12 protein-coding genes are annotated in these 17604 nt (G+C 73.3%); 9 read left to right on the top strand and 3 right to left on the bottom strand.

Features of this window, described 5'->3' with window-relative positions; translation table 11 throughout:
• Positions 1-307: 307 nt before the first annotated feature.
• Entirely contained in the window at positions 308-754 is a 447-nt protein-coding gene (locus ACGF7U_RS08220; protein ID WP_393104303.1) for a MarR family winged helix-turn-helix transcriptional regulator, read from the bottom strand.
• A 109-nt stretch (positions 755-863) separates the two neighbouring features.
• Between ACGF7U_RS08220 and ACGF7U_RS08215 the strand changes: the two genes are divergently transcribed.
• The 3 genes from ACGF7U_RS08215 (at position 864) to coaD (ending at position 2704) form a co-directional block, all read left to right on the top strand.
• Positions 864-1781: an alpha/beta hydrolase gene (locus tag ACGF7U_RS08215; RefSeq protein WP_393104301.1), complete on the top strand. Its 918-nt coding sequence runs from the start codon at positions 864-866 to the stop codon at positions 1779-1781.
• 228 nt (positions 1782-2009) lie between these two features.
• Positions 2010-2213, top strand: a complete 204-nt coding sequence (locus ACGF7U_RS08210) for a hypothetical protein (RefSeq protein ID WP_393104299.1) — start codon at positions 2010-2012, stop codon at positions 2211-2213.
• 29 nt (positions 2214-2242) lie between these two features.
• Positions 2243-2704, top strand: coding sequence for a pantetheine-phosphate adenylyltransferase (coaD, locus tag ACGF7U_RS08205; RefSeq protein WP_393104297.1), 462 nt, complete (start codon positions 2243-2245; stop codon positions 2702-2704).
• Between the two features lie 15 nt (positions 2705-2719).
• On the opposite strand, the gene ACGF7U_RS08200 is transcribed toward coaD, so the two are convergent.
• A complete protein-coding gene (locus ACGF7U_RS08200) occupies positions 2720-3121 on the bottom strand; it encodes a VOC family protein (protein ID WP_393104295.1) in 402 nt (133 codons plus the stop codon).
• A gap of 127 nt (positions 3122-3248) precedes the next feature.
• Here ACGF7U_RS08200 and ACGF7U_RS08195 point away from each other — a divergent pair, with 127 nt between their 5' ends.
• From ACGF7U_RS08195 to ACGF7U_RS08175, 5 genes are all read left to right on the top strand, one after another.
• Entirely contained in the window at positions 3249-6230 is a 2982-nt protein-coding gene (locus tag ACGF7U_RS08195) for a helix-turn-helix transcriptional regulator (RefSeq protein ID WP_393104293.1), read from the top strand.
• A gap of 102 nt (positions 6231-6332) precedes the next feature.
• Positions 6333-6482, top strand: coding sequence for a hypothetical protein (locus ACGF7U_RS08190; protein ID WP_393104291.1), 150 nt, complete (start codon positions 6333-6335; stop codon positions 6480-6482).
• Between the two features lie 86 nt (positions 6483-6568).
• On the top strand, positions 6569-9298 hold the full coding sequence (locus ACGF7U_RS08185; protein ID WP_393104289.1) for a S8 family serine peptidase: 2730 nt from the start codon (positions 6569-6571) through the stop codon (positions 9296-9298).
• A gap of 60 nt (positions 9299-9358) precedes the next feature.
• On the top strand, positions 9359-12250 hold the full coding sequence (locus ACGF7U_RS08180) for a hypothetical protein (RefSeq protein WP_393104287.1): 2892 nt from the start codon (positions 9359-9361) through the stop codon (positions 12248-12250).
• A 123-nt stretch (positions 12251-12373) separates the two neighbouring features.
• The gene (locus tag ACGF7U_RS08175; protein ID WP_393104285.1) at positions 12374-14209 is read left to right on the top strand and encodes an ABC transporter ATP-binding protein; all 1836 of its coding nucleotides are present in this window, start codon (positions 12374-12376) and stop codon (positions 14207-14209) included.
• Here the strand turns inward: ACGF7U_RS08175 and ACGF7U_RS08170 are convergent.
• On the bottom strand, positions 14173-17160 hold the full coding sequence (locus ACGF7U_RS08170; RefSeq protein WP_393104283.1) for a BTAD domain-containing putative transcriptional regulator: 2988 nt from the start codon (positions 17158-17160) through the stop codon (positions 14173-14175). The two genes, ACGF7U_RS08175 and ACGF7U_RS08170, sit on opposite strands and share 37 nt — an antisense overlap.
• Before the next feature lie 161 nt (positions 17161-17321).
• Between ACGF7U_RS08170 and ACGF7U_RS08165 the strand changes: the two genes are divergently transcribed.
• On the top strand, positions 17322-17507 hold the full coding sequence (locus ACGF7U_RS08165; RefSeq protein ID WP_393104281.1) for a hypothetical protein: 186 nt from the start codon (positions 17322-17324) through the stop codon (positions 17505-17507).
• Positions 17508-17604 lie beyond the last annotated feature (97 nt).

The following is a 17604-nucleotide window of genomic DNA, read 5'->3' as shown; positions in this document are numbered from 1 at the left end:
GGCGCGTTCCTGGTCGCGGGCGCGGGGGGGGGGATCCGCTACAACTCAGACCCCAGCAGGTTTATAAACCAAAAAAACCCCCCCCCCCCCCGGGGGGGGGGGGGCGCCCCCCCCCCCCCCCCCGCGGCAGACCACCGCGACCGCGCGGTCCCGGTACCGAGTCGATGTCGCCCAAGGCAAGCTGGCCCGCCATCCGTCGCTTCCCGACCGACCAGATCGAGCCCGGGTCGGGCCCCGAAGCAGGCCGTGGCTCCCGCGAGCGATGTCCGATCGTGACTGCTCGCTGCGCTCGGGACGACTCGCTCCTTCAGCCCGGTTGACCCCGGTCGTCCGCCTCGAGGCTCGCGCGGAGGGCGGCCAGGATGGCGGCGAGGCGTCTCAGGTCGGCAGCGGGAACCGTCCCGGTCAGTGCGGCGAGCGCGCTCTCCACCACGGGCCGGGAGGCCGCCAGCACCTTCTCGCCCTCGGGCGTGAGGCGCAGCACGGAGGAGCGGCGGTCCTGCGGGTGCGCGACCCGCACGCACCAGCCCGCGTCCACCAGCCGGTCGACCGCCTTGCTGACCGCCCCCACGGTGATCGCCAGCTCGCGCACGATGTCGAGCACGCGGCACCCGTCCACCCGGTCGATGATCTGCAGGAACTCGAACTGGCCCAGCGCCAGGCCGTGTTCGGCGCGCAGGCGGGCGCCGACCGCGTTGTAGAGCCGGGTCTCCACGCGGACGAGATCGAGGAAGACGGGGGTGACGTGACTCATGCAACCACCAATAGATTCCGGGGAATCATCTTCTTTGGAAGCCGGTTGGGCACGGACAGATGGATTCCGAAGAATCCATCCTCGCATCCCGACCCAATGGAGGCCCGCCATGTCCCGACAGCAGCGCCAAGCCCTGGACGCCCTGCTCCGCTCCGTCCCGCCCAGCGAGACCCAGCCCACCCCCGCGCAGCAGCGCACCTCGTTCGCGACGGCCGTGACGCGACCGGCACCGGACGGCGTGGTCACCCGCAGGACCGTCCTGGGCGGGCGGCCCGCCCTGGACCTGGAGCCGGCCGGAGCGGCAGGCCGCGGCCGGCTGCTCTACTTCCACGGCGGCGGCTACGTCATCGGCTCACCGGACACCCACGCCGGTCTGACCGGCGAACTCGCCGCCCGCGCCGGACTGCGGGCGACGTCGGTGGACTACCGGCTGGCTCCCGAGCACCCCTTCCCCGCGGCGGTCGACGACGGGCTCGCCGCCTACCGCGACCTGCTGGCCGCCGGAACCGACCCGCGGGAACTCGTCGTGGCCGGTGACTCGGCCGGCGGCGGCCTGAGCATCGCCACCCTGCTCGCCGCCCGGGAGGCGGGACTGCCGCAGCCGGCCGCCGTGGTCGTCTTCTCCCCGTGGGTCGACCTCACCCTCTCCGGAGCGAGCATGCGCGCCAAGGAGGACGCTGACCCGATCTTCACCGAGGCCGGCGTGCGCGCGTACGCGGATCTCTACGTCGGCGCGGGCGACCGGAGCCATCCCCTGGCGAGCCCGGTCTTCGCCGACCTCTCCGGCCTGCCCCCGCTGCTCGTGCAGGTCGGGGCGAACGAGGTGCTGCTCGACGACGCGGTCCGCCTGGCCGGCCGCGCGGGCGCCGCCGACGTCGAGGCCACGTTGGAGATCGGGCCGGGCCTCCCGCACGTCTACCAGCACGAGCACGGGCGTCTCGACGAGGCGGACGCCGCGCTCGACCGTGCCGCCCGCTTCCTCGTCAGCCACCTCGGCGCCCCGGTCGCGACCGGGAGCGCTGAGTAGGTGTCTGCCTCCGGCGTAGCGGCCACGGGCCTCCCGCCGGGACTCAGGTCAGCACGCCTTGGCCGTCCTCGTGCTCGTGCCACGCCCCACACCGGAGGCAGGTGACGTCGAGGTGCTGGGGTTTGCCGCCCTTCCGCCCGGCGGGTGCCGGACGTGTCCACGGCGCTGTGACATATCGCCCACACCCAGGGGCCAGCGAATCCGACAGCCGGTACCTACAGTCGGGCCATGGGCACCGACGAAGGCGTGCGGGTCCGGCTCCGCCGGCACGGAGCCGAGCAGATCGCGCATCCCGGGGGCAACCTGTACGCCAACCTGTGTCGACCGGTGGCGGACCGGCACGGCACCTGCTTCGGGGAGCTGCTCGCCGCTGGGGCCCCGCTGGCCTCTGAGCAGGTCCTCCGCGACGCGCAGCGGGTCCTGCGGCCATGACCCCCGAACCACCGGCAGGGCCACGTTCGATGGCACGCACCCCTGGTCGCGTACGCGTGCGGGCCGTCTACCCCGGCAGCTTCGATCCCTTCACGCCGGGGCACTTGGACGTGGTGAACCGGGCACGCGACCTCTTCGACGAGGTGGTCGTGCTCGTCGCGGTCAACAGCAGCAAGCACCCGGGCGCCGACGAAGAGCAGCGGGCGGCCGCTGTTCGGGCCGTGCTGCCGGTCGGGTGGACCTCCGTCACCGTCGCGGCCTGGCGCGGGTTGACCTCCACCTACTGCCGTCGCCATGAGGTGGGAGTGATCGTCCGCGGCGTGCGTAACACCACCGACCTTCGGGCCGAGTACCAGCTCGCCGCGATGAACGAGTCGCTGGGTGTCCCCACGGTGTTCCTGCCCGCGCAGCCCGAACTGGCCGCCGTGTCGTCGACCGCCGTGCGCACGATCGGGAGGTGGCCGCCGTCCGCGCGGCCGCAGACCGCGTGACCAGCATGCCGGAGGCTACCGGAAGCCGTCCTGGAGCTCCTGGACAGGACGTGACAGCAGGCAGAACTCGTTGCCTTCGGGATCAGCGAGCACGATCCAGCTCACGTCGGAGGGCTGTCCCACGTCGACGCGTCGCGCGCCGAGGGCGAGCAGCCGGTCAAGCTCCTCCGCGGTGGACACGCCGTCGGCACGCAGGTCGAAATGCAACCGGTTCTTGATCACCTTGCCCTCCGGCACCGCCGCCACGTCGATCATCGGCCAGGACCGGTCGGAGGCTGCGATGGTGATCACCTCAGCATCCTCACCGACAACCTGCCAGCCGAGGACCGAGCACCAGAAGTCGGCGATCAGTCGCGGTTGGACGGCGTCGATTGCGATGACGGCGAGACGACTCGGCATGTCGTCATTCTCACCCACCCGCGGCGATCCACCGGCCCCAGCCCCGTCGAACGAGGGGCAGGACATCGCTTGCCGCTGGCCACCGCATAAACGATGATCATTGACAACTGCGGAGGTCTGCGCAGGCGAGCTGTAGGGGGCGGCGGTGGTCGGCGAGGTCACGTCCCACTCCGGCGCGGCGGACCCGGGCGTCGGCCAGGTGGCGGCGCCGCTGCTGATCGGCCGCGACGAAGAGCTGGCCCGGCTGGGGCAGGTCCTCGCCGACACCTCGGCGCTGGTGCTGATCGAGGGGGAGGCCGGCGTCGGCAAGAGCCGACTCCTGGACGAGTTCCTGTCGTCCCCGGCCGGCGCCGACCATTCCGCACTGACGGCGGTCTGTCCGCCCCTTCGCGAGCCGTACACGTTGGGGCCGGTCGTCGAGGCGTTGCTGGCCACCGACGTCGACACGGTGGCGAACCTGGGCCTCAGCGGCTTGGCCGGTGCCCTGCGGCCGCTGTTCCCCGAGTGGGCCGAGCACCTGCCGCCGGCTCCCGAGCCGGCCGAGGACGCGAGCGCCTCACGCCACCGGGTGCTCCGGGCACTCGCCGAGCTGCTCGACAAGCTGGGCGTGAACCTGCTCGTCGTCGACGACGCGCAGTGGTCCGACGACGCGACCCGGGAGTTCCTGCTGTTCCTGGCCCAACGGCACGGCCAAGGGCCCAGCCTGGTGGTGGCCTACCGTCCGGAGGACCTGGCCGGGGATCCCTGGTTGCTGCGCCTGTCGGGACGCCTCAGGCCGCACCGCGCCCGGCTGCGACTCGTCCTCGACCCGCTCGACCCGGCCGAGACCGCGGCGCTCGCCTCGTCGATGTTGGCCAACCAGCAGGTCTCCGACGCGTTCGCCCAGCACCTGCACGCGCACACCGACGGGGTACCGCTCGCCGTGGAGGAGTGTGTGCGGCTCATGGCCCGACGCGGCGACCTGGTCCGCCGCGACCAGGGCTGGAAGCGGCTGCCACTGGACGAGATCGTGGTACCCCCGACGGTGCGGGACACCGTGCTGGAGCACGCCAGCCGCCTCGACAGGTCCACCCGGTCGGTGCTGCGGGCTGCCGCGGTCGTCGCCGATCCCATCGCCGAGCACCTGCTGTTGCAGATCAGCGAACTGCCGCCGGCCGAGTTCACCGCCGGGCTGGCCGAAGCCGTCGCGCATCGCCTGCTGCACCAACGGGGCGACCTGCGGGTGGCCTTCCGGCACATGCTGGCCGGTCGGGCCGTCTACGACGCCATCCCCGAACGGGACCGTCGCCAGCTGCACGAGCGCGCCGGACGCGTGCTCGAAACCGTGACCCCACGACCGCTGGCGCAGCTCGCCAAGCACTTCCGCCACGCCGGTGACGGCAAGAGGTGGGCCAGGTACGCGGAACTCTCCGCCGACGTGGCGTTGGAGACCGGCGACGAGACGACCGCGGGTGCGCTTCTGCACGACGTGCTGACCAACGGCGACGTGCCCGCCGAGCAGATGTGCGTGCTGGTGGACAAGCTGCCGTTCGGTTCCTTCACCGGTCCGGATCGCCTGCGGGGTCTCGCCGCGACCGTACGCCGGGTGCTCGCCCGGGGCACATCGGATCCGGGTGTGGAGGCGAACCTGCGGTTCCAGCTCGCCCGGATCCTCAACGACATGGAGGAGTTCGACGGGGCGCACGCCGAGTTGGAAAGGGCGCTGCCGCACCTCGATCGTCAGCGCGCCTCACCCGCTGTCGCCATGATGGTGCTCGGCTGGCCGCGTGGACGCTCCCCGGCCGCCCGGCACCTGACCTGGCTGGACCGCGCGGCGGAGTTCGCGCTGTCGCTGGAGCCGTCGGACCGGCTACGGGTCGCCGCCGGCCGGGCGGCCGCCCTGCTGCAACTCGGTGACCAGCGTGGCTGGGCGGAGGCCGCACACATCCCACCCGCGGCCCGGACCGCCAGGGACCGCCGGATCATCACCGTCGGTTACCTGAACATCGGGGACGCGGCCATGCGGTGGGGGCGGTACGCGGAGGCCGACCGATGGCTCGCCACCGCGCGGCGGCTCGCGGTCGAGTACGAACAGGTCAGGATCAGGGACCTCATCGATTCCACCCGGTTGCACCTCAACTGGTTCACGGGCGCCTGGGACGGCCTCGCGGAGCGGGCGGCGGCGCTGGCGAACACGGACGACCTCCACCCGGTCAGCCGGGTCGAGCCGATCATGATCGGCGGCCTGCTGCGCATGGCGGCCGGCGACCTCGTCCAGGCCGCCCTGGAGATCGAACGTGCCGTCGCCGGCGCGCGGGACGCCGGCGCGTGGGACACCGTCGCGGAGGCGGTGGCGACGCTGGTGCAGATCCGGCTGCGCGAGGGCCGGCCCGGCGAGGCACTGGCGATCTCCCGTGACCCCTGCGAGGTGATCGCGGAGAAGGAGGTCTGGCTCTGGGGCACCGACGTGGTGCCGGCACGTGTCCAGGCCCTGCTCGCCGTCGGCGCCGTGCCGCAGGCCCAGGACCTGGTCGACGCGTTCGCGCGGGGGCTCGGGGGCGGGCGGTTGCCCGCCCCGCAGGCCGCTGTGCGGGAGTGCCGTGGCCTGCTGGCCGAGGCCACGGGCGGGTACGGCTCGGCGGCCGAACTGTTCGCGCAGGCCGCCGCGGCCTGGTCGGCGTTGCCCCGGCCGTACGGCGCGGCGCTCGCGCGGGAGCGGCAGGCCCGGTGCCTGATCCGGGCCGGCGCCGTCTCCGACGGGCTCGACCTGCTCACCGATGTCCTGGGCGGACTGTCGTCTCTGCCGGCGAGCCTCGACGTGGACCGGGTCGCCCGTACCCTTCGCGCGCACGGACGCCCGGTGCCGCGCGTGTGGCGTGGCGGCCGGAAGGGCTACGGGCCCGACCTGTCGCCCCGCGAGTTGGAGGTCGTCGCCCTCGCGGCCGAGGGGCGGACGAACCGCGAGATCGCGGATGCCCTGCACCGCTCACACCACACGGTCGCCAGCCAGATGAAGTCGGCGATGCGCAAGCTCGGGGTCTCCTCGCGGGCGGCGCTCTCCGCACGGGCGATCGCCACGGGACTGGTCTCCGAGCCCGGTACGGCGACGGGACCGGCCGCCGAGTCCGCCACGGCGACGGGCGCCTGACCCGCGAGCGATCCGGGTCGCGTCGGCGCGGCGCGGCGGAGCTGGTTGTTTCACTCACCTGAGGGATCGCAGCACCGTCTCGCGGTTGACCACGATGCTGGCATGCCGCATCGAGATGACCCTGACGAGGACGAGATGACGTCGTCGGAGACCGCCCGCCCCGCGGACGCACGCATCGAGACCCGCCCCGGGGCCGGACCGGGCGACGAGACCGACGTCGTCGACGACGACGACCGGTACCTGCCGCTGTGACCAGTCGCGGCCGGAGCTCCCACAGCCCTCGCGAAGGAGGATCCCTCATGCGCCCTGCCCATCCGTCGAGACGAAGAATCACGACCGTGGTGGTGGCCACCGTGGCCACGGTGCTCGCCCTGACCGGTGCCGCCACCGCGCTCCCGTCGACCAGCCCGGACCCGCGGACGACAGCCGCGGCGAAGGCCAAGATCCGCCCACAGCTCCAGACCCAGCTCAGTGCCCAGGAGTCCCCGGTGGACTTCTGGGTCTACTTCGACGCGAAGGCGGACCTGGCCGAGGCCAGCACGATCAAGGACTGGAACGCGCGCGGCGCGGCGGTGGCCAAGGCGCTGCGGCGGGCCGCAGACGAGAGCCAGCGGGCGGTACGCGCGGAACTCGCCGCTTCGGGCGTCACGCACCAGAGTTTCTGGGCGACGAACGCGATCAAGGTGACCGGCGGTGCGGACCTCGCCGAGCGGCTGGCCGCCAGGAGCGAGGTCAGCTCGCTGCTGCCGTCGTTCAAGGTCGAGCCCCCTCCGGTGACCAAGGGCGTCAGCCGGCAGGCGGTCGACGCGGTCGAGTGGGGAGTCGCCAACATCAACGCCGACGACGTGTGGAACCAGTTCGGCGTACGCGGCGAGGACATCACGGTCGCCTCGATCGACACCGGAGTCCAGTTCGATCACCCGGCCCTAATGCGGCAGTACCGCGGCAACAAGGGCGACGGCGTGTTCGACCACAACTACAACTGGTTCGACGCGGCCGGTACCTGCGGGGGCGCGCCCTGCGACGGCGACGGGCACGGCACGCACACGATGGGCACCATGGTCGGCGACGACGGCGACGGGAACCAGATCGGGGTGGCCCCGAGGGCCCGCTGGATCGCGGCCAACGGCTGCTGCCCGAACGACGCCGCGCTGATCAGCTCCGGCCAGTGGCTGCTGGAGCCGACAGATCTGAACGGGCAGAACCCGGACGCCAGCAAGCGGCCGCACGTCATCAACAACTCGTGGGGCACCACCACCCCGTCGGACGCCCCGTTCCTGGAGGACATCAGCCTGGCGTGGACCGCGTCGGGCATCTTCGGCGTGTGGGCCAACGGCAACAACGGGTCGGCGTGCCAGACGAGTGGTTCCCCGGGCAGCCGCAAGATCAATTATTCGGTCGGCGCGTACGACTCCGACCACGCCATCGCACCGTTCTCGTCACGCGGAGCCGGCCAGGACGGCGAGATCAAGCCGAACGTCGCGGCGCCGGGCGTGAACGTCCGGTCGAGCACACCGGGAAGCACGTACGCCAACCTCAACGGCACCTCGATGGCGGCCCCGCACGTCGCGGGTGCCATCGCCCTGGTCTGGTCGGCGGCCTCGTCGATCGTGGGGGACATCGACGCCACCAGGTCCCTGCTGGACGGCACGGCCGTCGACAGCCCGAACAGCCAGTGTGGCGGCACCGACGACGACAACAACGCCTTCGGTGAGGGCCGGCTGGACGCGCTCGCCCTGATGAGGCAGGCACCGAGAGGCGCCACCGGCAGGATCGGCGGCACCGTCAGCGACGCCGGGACCGCGAAGCCGCTTCCCGGGGCCACCGTCACGATCACCGGTCCGGTCAGTCGTGAGGTGACCACCGACGCGGACGGCGCCTACCAGTCGGGCGCCCTACCGCTCGGCAGCTACACGATCGGTGTGCGGTCGTACGGCTATGCCTCCGGTGCGGCGCAGGCCCAGGTCCGCGAGGGCGCGACCACGACGGCCGATGTCACGCTGGTTCCCCAGCCGATGAAGACGGTCAGCGGCACCGTCACCGACGGATCGGGGCACGGCTGGCCGCTGTACGCCAAGGTCCTCATCAGCGGCTATCCGCTCGGACCGATCTTCACCGACCCGGTGACCGGCCGGTTCAGCGTACGGCTGCCCGCGTCCGCGTCGTACACCATGCAGGTCACCGCCCAGTATCCCGGCTACCAGCCCGCCCGGCGGACGTTCGAGCTGGGCGGGGCCGACCTCGTCCAGGACGCGGCGCTGGCCGTCGACGAGTCGGCCTGCACCGCCCCCGGCTACCGCTTCAGTGGCGTCAGCGAGGACTTCGACGACTGGGCCGACACCGGCACCCGGAACGGCTGGCAGAACTCCGGCAGGCCGGGCTGGCGGCTGGACAACCCCGGCTACCGGCCGGTGCCCCAGGGCGGGGACGGCAGGTTCGCCATCGCCGACTCGGCGTCCGGCGCCGGCAAGCGGTTCGACACGAGCCTGACCTCGCCGGTGATCGACCTCTCCGGCGACGCCTCCCCGCAGCTCACCTTCCACACGTCCTACTACCCGCGCGATGCTGGCCAGCGGGCCGACGTGGACGTGAGCACCGACGGCGGCAGGACCTGGAAGACGGTGTGGCGGCAGACCGGCAACCACGCGTTCGGGCAGGTCACCCTGCCGCTGCCGCAGGCGGCCGGCCGCCGGGACGTCCGGATCCGGTTCCACTACCAGGGCCGCGACGCGTGGTGGTGGGCGGTCGACAACGTGTTCGTGGGCACCCGCGCCTGTCGACCGGTCGAGGGCGGACTGGTGCTCGGGTTCGTCGACGACCGCGACACCGGCGCGCCGGTCTACGCGACCGTGGCCCGTACGGCACAGCCCCGGGAGGCCGGCACGGGCGTCACCACGCCGGTGGACCCGGCCCTCGACGACGGCCTGTACTGGGTGTTCAGCTCCGCGCTCGGCAGCACCGAGTTCACCGCGGGCGCGCCCGGCTACCAGACGGGCACCGCGACGATCCCGGTCCGCAGGGACACGGTCGTCACCCACGACTGGTCACTGGTCCGGGCAGGTGGCTGACATGCCGGACGACGCCACGCATCGCCACCCCGCCAGCTCGCCCGACACGAGGAGCCATTCGTGACCACATCACGCAGCAACCCTCGCCCCCGGAGGGAACACCGGCGACGCCTGTTCGCCGCCGCCGTGGCGATCCTGACCGTGGTAGCCACGCCCGTCGCCGCGGCCGCGCGGCCCGACGAGCCGGCGGACCGGGCCCCAGCCGGAGCCGCCCCGGCCGAAGCCGGTCTGCGGGCGGTCGCGCTACCCGAGCTGACCAGGCCGACCTACCGGGTCACGCTGATCACCGGCGACGAGGTCACGCTGACCCGGACCGGCGGTCGATACACCGTGACCGCCACCCCGTCGGCGCGGGCCGACGGCACCCGCCCGACGATCGACGTCAGGGTCGGCACCGGACCGGGTGGGACGGACGCCCGTCTCCACGCGCTGCCGAGCGACGCGCAGACGCTGGTCGCCAGCGGTGTCGTCGACCGGAAGATCTTCGACGTGGCCTGGCTCGCCGCCGAGCAGGAGCGCGGCGGGAACACCCCGCTCGCCGTCACCGTCAAGTACGGTGACCGGCTGGACCCGGCGGCGCTGGACAAGCGGGTGTCGGGCCTGTCCGGCGCGACGACGGCCGCGAAGCACCCGGACCTCGGCACGGTCGACCTCCGCATCGCTCCGCGCCAGGCCGCCGCCTTCTGGGCCACCCTCAAGGGCAACACCCAGCGGGGCGAGCTGAGCAACTATCTGTTCGACCGGGCCACCCCGAAGCTCGGCGGCGACGCGGTGGCGATCTGGCCCACCGGGCTCCGCCCGGCACAGGCCGAGCCGCAGAGCGACACCGGGCAGCCGAGGTACCGGGTCACCCAGATCGTCAAGCGGAAGAACGGCGACGCGTTCCACTGTGGCACCCGCCTCATGACCATCTGCCCCATCGGCGGGTTCCTGCTCGCCCAGGTCGCCGGGTCCGCGGTCGGGTCCGCGTACGAATCCGTCAGTGCGCGCTGCCTGGACGACGATCCGTGTACGACGTTCGAGGTGACGTACGAGGTCCCGCCCGGCACCTACGAGTCCGGCGGCCACTCGGTGTTCCGGCTCGACGCCCGCGAGCAGCATCTCAACCTGGAACTGCCGGAGTTCACGGTCACCGGGGACACCACCATCACGCGCGACGGCGACGCCGCCCGGCAGATGACGGTCGGCACCCCCCGGCCGACCGAGACGTTCATCGGCTCCCGGACGACCTTCCGCACCTTCAGCAACGGCGCGGGCGGCGGCGTGCTCAGCTTCACCTGGTACGGCAACTCCAGGTTCTGGGCCATCCCCAGCGCCCCGGTGACGGTCGGGACCTTCCACCTCGGGGTCAACTGGGTGCTCGGCAAGCCCATGGTGACCATGGCCGTCACCACGCCGAAGCGGGTCCGACTGAAGCCCACGCTGCCGGCCGACTGGTACAAGCGCCCCGGCCACGAGGTGGTCCGGTTCGACGGCCGGCAGACCCTCCAGCTGGTCGACGGCGGGCTGGGGCGGGACGCGGACTACGGCCGGATCAACGCCAAGGGCAAGCTGGTCCTGCTGCGGATCGACGCCGACAAGGCCGCCGGCGGGCAGTGCAACGTCGGATCCGCGCAGCTGATGCGGGCGCGGGCCGCGGGTGCCCTCGCCGTGCTCGTCGAACCGGTCTCGACCGGAGGGCCGTGGCCCACCACGACCTGCCTCCTCCCGACCGAGCCGGACTGGTGGTTCTACCCGCAGGAGGTGCCCGACATCCCGTACGCCGCCATCTCACCGGAGGAGGCCGAGCACCTGCGCGGCCTGCTGCGCCGCAGCCCGGTGAAGATCGACGTCTCGGGTTACGACTCGGTCAGTCCGTACGTCTACACCCTGCACGTCTACCAGGAGGGGCGCATCCCGGCCTCCCTGCACACCGAGGTCACCGACAAGCAACTCGCCAGGGTCGACACCTCGCTCCACGGCAACCGGGCAGAGCCGGCCAGCCTGGTCTACTCGGCCTTCCGGCCGAACGAGACCGCTGTCGCCGGGGTCCCGTACAGCTACCTCACCGACAGCGTCCGGTTCACCACCTACCGCGGCCCGGTCTCGCCCGACCTGGTACGGAACCAGTTCTACGAGCCGTCGGGGTCCCAGCCAGCCGCCCGCACCATCGACCTCACGGACCGGGCGGGGGCGACCACGGCGCGGTGGGCCGCGCGGCCCCTCGTGCCCGGCGCGCCGGAACTGTCACCCCAGATCTTCCGCTCCCAACCGGGCAAGTGGGAGGGTGACTGGTCCAGCGACATCTGCGCCTTCTGCCGGCAGGGCAACACGTTCTACCCGATCACGTTCCTGGTGTCCGGGGCCAGCCCGGACCACATCATGGGTTCGTACGTGTTCGAGCCGGAGAATCTGCACATGTACGCCGACGGCCAGGAACTGCCCCAGGCCAACTCCACCGTGTGGGGCGCCACCTACGAGCTGCCGGCCGAGCCTCGGCGGTATCGGCTGACCGCCCGGAACGCCGACGGCAGGACCACGACGGCGTGGAGCTTCACGTCCGCCGCGGCGACGCGGAACGAGCCGCCCAAGGGGTTCAGGTGCCCCGAGGGGTCGGGCACCCCGTGCCACGCCGACCCGCTGCTGTTCCTGCGCTACGACGTCGGCGCGGACCTCGGCGACGCGGTCACCGCTCCCGGCCGGCACCAGATCAGGGTCGCCGCGTACCACCAGGTGCCCACCGCGCCGGCGGTCAGGAGCGTCGAGCTGTCCATCAGCACCGATGGCGGGGTCACCTGGCGACAGCTCCCGACGACCGCGAGGGGCGGCGGAAACCACACCGCGAGCTACCAGCTCCCGAGCCTGGCCGACACCGTGGGTACGGTCAGCATCAAGGCCAGGGCGCAGGACGCGGGCGGCAACACCGTCGAGCAGACCATCCTCGACGCCTTCCGCCTCACCGACGGGCGCTGACGCCGCTGCCGGATCCGCCGGGCACGGCCAGGACGTGCCCGGCGGGCTGGCACCCGAGCCGGATCGGGGCAGCCTGTACCGGCGCTGTAGCTGTCCTGGAGGTGGCGTCCGTACCCTCTCGCCATGATCAGCATCGCCCGGGCCGCCCGGGCAGTCGCGGTGGTCTGGCGGGGTGGGCGGGCCAACCTGGCGGCGTACGTGCTGCTCGCGCCGGTCGCGGGCGCGCTTCCGGTGCTGGCGGCCTGGCTCACCAAACTCGTCCTCGACCGGGTCGCGAACGCGGCCGGCGGCGCGATCCTCGCGGTGGCGACCGCGCTGGCGGTGGTCTCCGTCGGCCTGGCCCTCGTGCCGCACCTGACGAACTACCTGCGGGCGGACCTCGGGCGCTCGGCCGCCGTCGTCGCGCTCGACCAGATGTACGCGGCGATCGACCGCCTCCCGGGCCTGCGCCGGCTGGAGGAGCCGGCGTTCCAGAACACGCTCCGGCTGGCCGAGCAGGCCGGACGGGACGGGCCCAGCCGCTGCGTCGACGGCCTGCTCGGCCTGGTGCAGAACGCCGTGCTGCTGACCGGCTTCCTCGGCACCCTCGTGGTGATCAACCCGGTGATGGCCGTGCTGGTGGCGGCCGGCGGTGTGCCGGCGCTGGTGGCCGAGCTCCGCCTCAGCCGGCGACGGGCGAACATGTTGTGGGAGATCGGGCCGGGGGAGCGGCGCGAGATGTTCTACGCCAGCCTGCTGACCAGCCTGTCCGCGGCGAAGGAGGTGCGGCTCCTGCGGCTGGGCGGGCTGTTCCGCCGCCGGATGCTCGCCGAGCTGAGCACGGCGAACGGCGCCCGCCGGGTCCACGAGCGGCGGGAGGTGCGCGCCCAGGCCCTGCTGGCGGCACTGAGCGCGGCGCTGTCCGGGGGCGGCCTGGTGTGGGCCGTCGCCACCGCCCGGTCCGGCGGGCTCACGGTCGGCGACGTGGCCGTCTTCATCGCCGCCGTCGCGGGGGTGCAGAGCAGCCTGGCCACCCTGGTCGACCACCTTGCCGGCATCCACCAGTCGATGCTGCTGCTCGGGCACTACGAGCAGGTCGTCGCCTGCCCACCGGACCTGCCGGAGCCGGCCCGGCCACTGCCGGTGCCCCCGCTGAAGCGGGGCATCGAGTTCCGCGACGTCTGGTTCCGCTACGGCCCGGACCACCCGTGGGTGCTGCGGGGCGTCGACCTCTTCATCCCCTCCGGTCGGGCGGTGGCCCTGGTCGGCCACAACGGCGCCGGCAAGAGCACCCTGGTCAAGCTGTTGTGTCGGTTCTACGACCCGACCCGCGGCGCGATCCTGTGGGACGGCGTCGACCTCCGCGAGCTGTCCGTGGACGACCTGCGGGCCCGGATCGGCGCGGTGTTCCAGGACTACATGACCTACGACCTGACGGCCGCGGAGAACATCTGGCTCGGCGACGTCGACCCGGCCGGCCCGGACCACGTACGCGCCGAGGACGCCGCCCGGATCGCGGACGCCGCCCGGCGCGCCGGCATCCACGAAACCCTCCAGGGACTGCCCCGGGGGTACGACACCATGCTGTCCCGCGTGTTCGAACTGGACGGCGATCCGGCGGATGCCGGCGTGCTGCTCTCCGGCGGGCAGTGGCAGCGGGTGGCGATCGCCCGGTCGGTGCTGCCCGCGGCGCGGGACCTGCTCATCCTCGACGAGCCGAGCGCCGGCCTGGACGCCGAGGCCGAGCGCGACATCCAGCTCCGGCTGCGGCAGTACCGGGCCGACCGGACCAGTGTCCTGATCTCGCACCGGCTGGGTACGCTGCGTGACGCCGACCTGATCGTGGCGCTGTCGGGCGGGCGGATCGTCGAGGCCGGCCGGCACGAGGAGCTGCTGGCGGCCAACGGCACCTACGCCACCCTGTTCCGGATGCAGGCGGCGGGCTACGTCCCGGCCGAGGCGGGAACGCCGGCCGACTGATCCGCGCGGGCAAGGAACGTCTCGAGCACGCCGTCGCGCCGGCCGGGCAGGTCGGCGAAGATCCGGTTGGCTCGCCGCGCGTACCCGTCCGCCGCCGCGCGCTCGCCGCGGCGTTCCTGCACCCGGCCGAGCTGGCGCAGCGCCGCCGCCTCGCCGTACCGGTCGCCGACCGCGCGGGCCAGGGTCAGCGCCTCCTCGCCGTCCCGGTGGGCGAGCGCCACGTCGCCGAGCCGAAGGTGTACCTCCGAGCGGCTGAGCAGCGCCTCCCACTCGTCCTCCCGGTTGCCGGTCCGCCGGCACAGCCGCAGGCCGGCGGTGAGTGCCGTCAGCGCGTCCAGGTGCCGCCCGAGTTGGCTGTGCGTCCGGCCGAGCGCGACCAGCGTGATCGCCTCGCCGACGGCGTCGTGGTGATCGCGCCGCATCGCCAGGCAGCGGGTGAGGTGTTCGTCGGCGGCCGGGAAGTTGCCCAGCTCGAACTCGATCTCGGCCAGGTTGTGCAGGGCCATCGCGAGCCACACCGGCTTGGCGTCGGCGAGGAGCCCGACCGCCGCCCGGACGAGGTCCGCCGCCCGACGAGCAGAGCCCGTCCGGTGGTGGAACCAGCCGAGGTTCTGCAGCGCCCGCCCCTCTCCTTCGCGATCGCCCAGCCGGCGCCACAGCTCCAGTGCCGACTCCAACGCGCCGCAGGCCGCCTCCAGGGACCCGGCACGCCAGTGCAGCGTCGCCCGCAGGGCGAGCACCCGGGCCCGGGCGGCGTCGTCGTCCGTGGCCGTCGCCGCCCGCTCACAGACGGCGACCAGGGCATCGGCCTCGGCCCACCGGTTGTGCTTCTGCAGCCACCCGACGATCGACGGAATCGCCTCCACGCACAGCCGGCTCAGCTGTGGCGCGGCGTCGCACGCCTGGCGTGCGGCCGCGATGATCCCGGCCAGGTCGCCGTTGACCCAGCGCACGGCGTCGTCGAGCGTGCCCAGCTCGACGACGGAGGGCCCGGTGGCGAGCTCGGCCCCCCGCTGCGGGCGCAACAGCTGGCCCGCGCGCAGCACCGTGGTCAGGTACGCGGTGAGCCCGCGACGTACCGCCCGTTGGCGCTCGGCGGCCGGATCCGCCTCCTCGGCCAGCTCCGCGCCGTAGAGCCGGAGCAGGTCGTGGAACCGGAACCGGGCCGGCCCGACGGCGTCCAGCAGGTGCGTCTCGGTGAGCCGGTCCAGTAGCGTCAGCGCGCGCCGTTCCGGGACGCCGATGGTGACCGCGGCGAGCGGCACCGGTATCTCCGGCACCCGCAGCAGCGACAGCGACCGGAAGACGGCCGCCGCCGTGCGGTCGTCCGGATCGGCGCTGTCGAGCAGCTGGCGGTAGGTGTTCCAGAAACTGGACCGGATGGCGAGGTCGTCCGCGCGCAGCTCGTCGAGGCGCTCCCGCTCGTCGTCCAGCCGGTCCGCCAGCACCGCGACGGACCAGTCGGGGCGGGCCGCGAGCCGGGCTCCGGCGATGCGCAGCGCCAGCGGGTGCCCGTCGCAGAGCGTCACCAGGTGGCCCGTCGCCTCGGGATCGACCGCCACCCGGCCGTCGCCGCAGAGGGCGTCGAGGAGCTGACGCGCCTCGGCGTCGCTGAGGCGGTCCAACCGGAGCCGGAGCGCGTCGAGGGTGCCTGCCGGCCGGCGGCTGGTGACGAGGACCGCACAGTCCCGGCCCGCCGGGAGCAGAGACCTGATCTGCTGCGCCCCGGCCGCGCCGTCGAGGACGATGAGCAGCCGCCGGGCGGCGGTCTCCGACCGGAACCGCGCGGCCGCCTCGCCCAGTTCCAGCGGCACGTCCCTGGCCGGTACCCCGAGCGCGCGCAGCAACTGACCGAGCGCCGCCAGCGGATCGACGCCGGGCATGCCCGGGGTCCCGCCCTGTAGTTCGAGGTACAGCTGTCCGTCCGGGTAGTGGCTCGCGAGCCGGTGCGCGGCGCGTACCGCCAGGGTGGTCTTGCCCATCCCGCCCGGGCCGTGCAGCACGACCACCGCCGGGCCCGTCCGCGGCCCGTTCGCGGCGGTGCAGGCCCGCTCGATGGCGCGCAGTTCGTCGACCCGGCCGACGAACGCCGCCGGGTCCGGCGGCAGCTGCCGCGGCGGTTCGGCCTGCCCGGGTGGGCTCTCGGGCCCGGGGGCCGGTGGCGGGGCCTCCGTCGCGGCGTCCGGTGCGGACAGCTCCGGATCCCGGCGGAGGATGGCCAGGTGCAGCCGGGACAGTTCCGTTCCGGGTTCGAGTCCGAGCTGGTCGGCGAAGGCCGCGCGGGTCTCCGCGTACGCCGTGAGGGCCGCCGGCGCGTCGCCGGACCGGTACAGCGCCAGCATGAGCTGGTGACGCAGCCGCTCCCGGTACGGGTGGGCGGTGATCAGCAGCCGCAGCTTGCCGGTCACCGAGGCGTGCTCGCCGAGCGCGAGGCGCGCCTGGATCAGGTCCTCGACCAGCGACAGGTGTTGCTCCTCGAGCAGGGTGATCCGGGCACCGAGTTCGGGCCCCGGACGGACGTCCTCGGCCGGCCGGCCCCGCCACAGGTCCAGCGCCTCGCGGAACCGCGCGGTGGCCCCCGCGTGGTCACCGCTGGCGAGGGCCGCGCGGCCCAGCTCGGTCGCGGCCTGGAAGCGGTGCAGGTCCAGCTCCTCCGGGTCGACCCGCAGCTGGTATCCGGCGGCGTTGGCGGTCAACCGGTCGCCGGTGGGCTCGTCGTCCAGCTCGGTGAGCAACCGGCGCAGCCCGCTGGCGTAGGTGCGCAGGTTCGCCACCGCCGAGTGCGGCGGCTGGTCCCACAGCTCGCCGACGAGGCGGTCCAGCGACACCCGCTCGTTGGCCGACAGCAACAGGGCGGCGAGCATCGCCCGCTGCTTCTGCGGCCCGACCGGGACGGCCCGACCGGCGGCGATGATCCGGAGTGGGCCGAGCAGCTGGAATCGCAGGCTCAAGGCACCTCGGCTCGAATCGGGTCCACCACGGCCAGCACCCTAGGAACGACGCACGACGATCCGCAACGGTTGGCGCGTAACAGTTGTATCGATGCTGTATTCGCCCTGTAGCAGGCCCACCTATCGTCCACCATCAGTCTAGATCACGATTGGAGGGACACATGACCCGTCACGTCGGCGCACTGGCGGACCGGTTCTTGGCGCTGATGCTGCCCAAGACCACCGCCTCGGCTGTCTGCCAGCCGCCCTGCACCAACACTCCGATGTGCTGCCGGTACACCTACACCCGGTTCAAGTGGCGCACCTGCAACAGCTCGTGCGAGTGCTGGTGGGGTACGGACTGCTGAGCCGTGCCCGTGAGAGCGTCGGGGGGGGGGGGGGGGCCGCCCCGCCCCCCCCGGGGGGCGCCCCCCCCCCCCCGGCCCCCCCCCCCCCCCCCCCCCC

The sequence above is a fragment of the Micromonospora sp. NPDC047670 genome (assembly GCF_043204915.1).
In the GTDB taxonomy this organism is placed as follows: Bacteria; Actinomycetota; Actinomycetes; order Mycobacteriales; family Micromonosporaceae; genus Micromonospora.
The sequence above is the reverse complement of the archived record's forward strand: the minus strand, read 5'-3'. Positions and strand labels throughout refer to the sequence as shown.

Coding starts and splice junctions, on each gene's coding strand:
- ACGF7U_RS08220 (WP_393104303.1), bottom strand. CDS start 754: ATGAGTCACGTCACCCCCGTCTTCCTCGATCTCGTCCGCGTGGAGACC.
- coaD (WP_393104297.1), top strand. CDS start 2,243: ATGGCACGCACCCCTGGTCGCGTACGCGTGCGGGCCGTCTACCCCGGC.
- ACGF7U_RS08215 (WP_393104301.1), top strand. CDS start 864: ATGTCCCGACAGCAGCGCCAAGCCCTGGACGCCCTGCTCCGCTCCGTC.
- ACGF7U_RS08165 (WP_393104281.1), top strand. CDS start 17,322: ATGACCCGTCACGTCGGCGCACTGGCGGACCGGTTCTTGGCGCTGATG.
- ACGF7U_RS08190 (WP_393104291.1), top strand. CDS start 6,333: ATGCCGCATCGAGATGACCCTGACGAGGACGAGATGACGTCGTCGGAG.
- ACGF7U_RS08210 (WP_393104299.1), top strand. CDS start 2,010: ATGGGCACCGACGAAGGCGTGCGGGTCCGGCTCCGCCGGCACGGAGCC.
- ACGF7U_RS08175 (WP_393104285.1), top strand. CDS start 12,374: ATGATCAGCATCGCCCGGGCCGCCCGGGCAGTCGCGGTGGTCTGGCGG.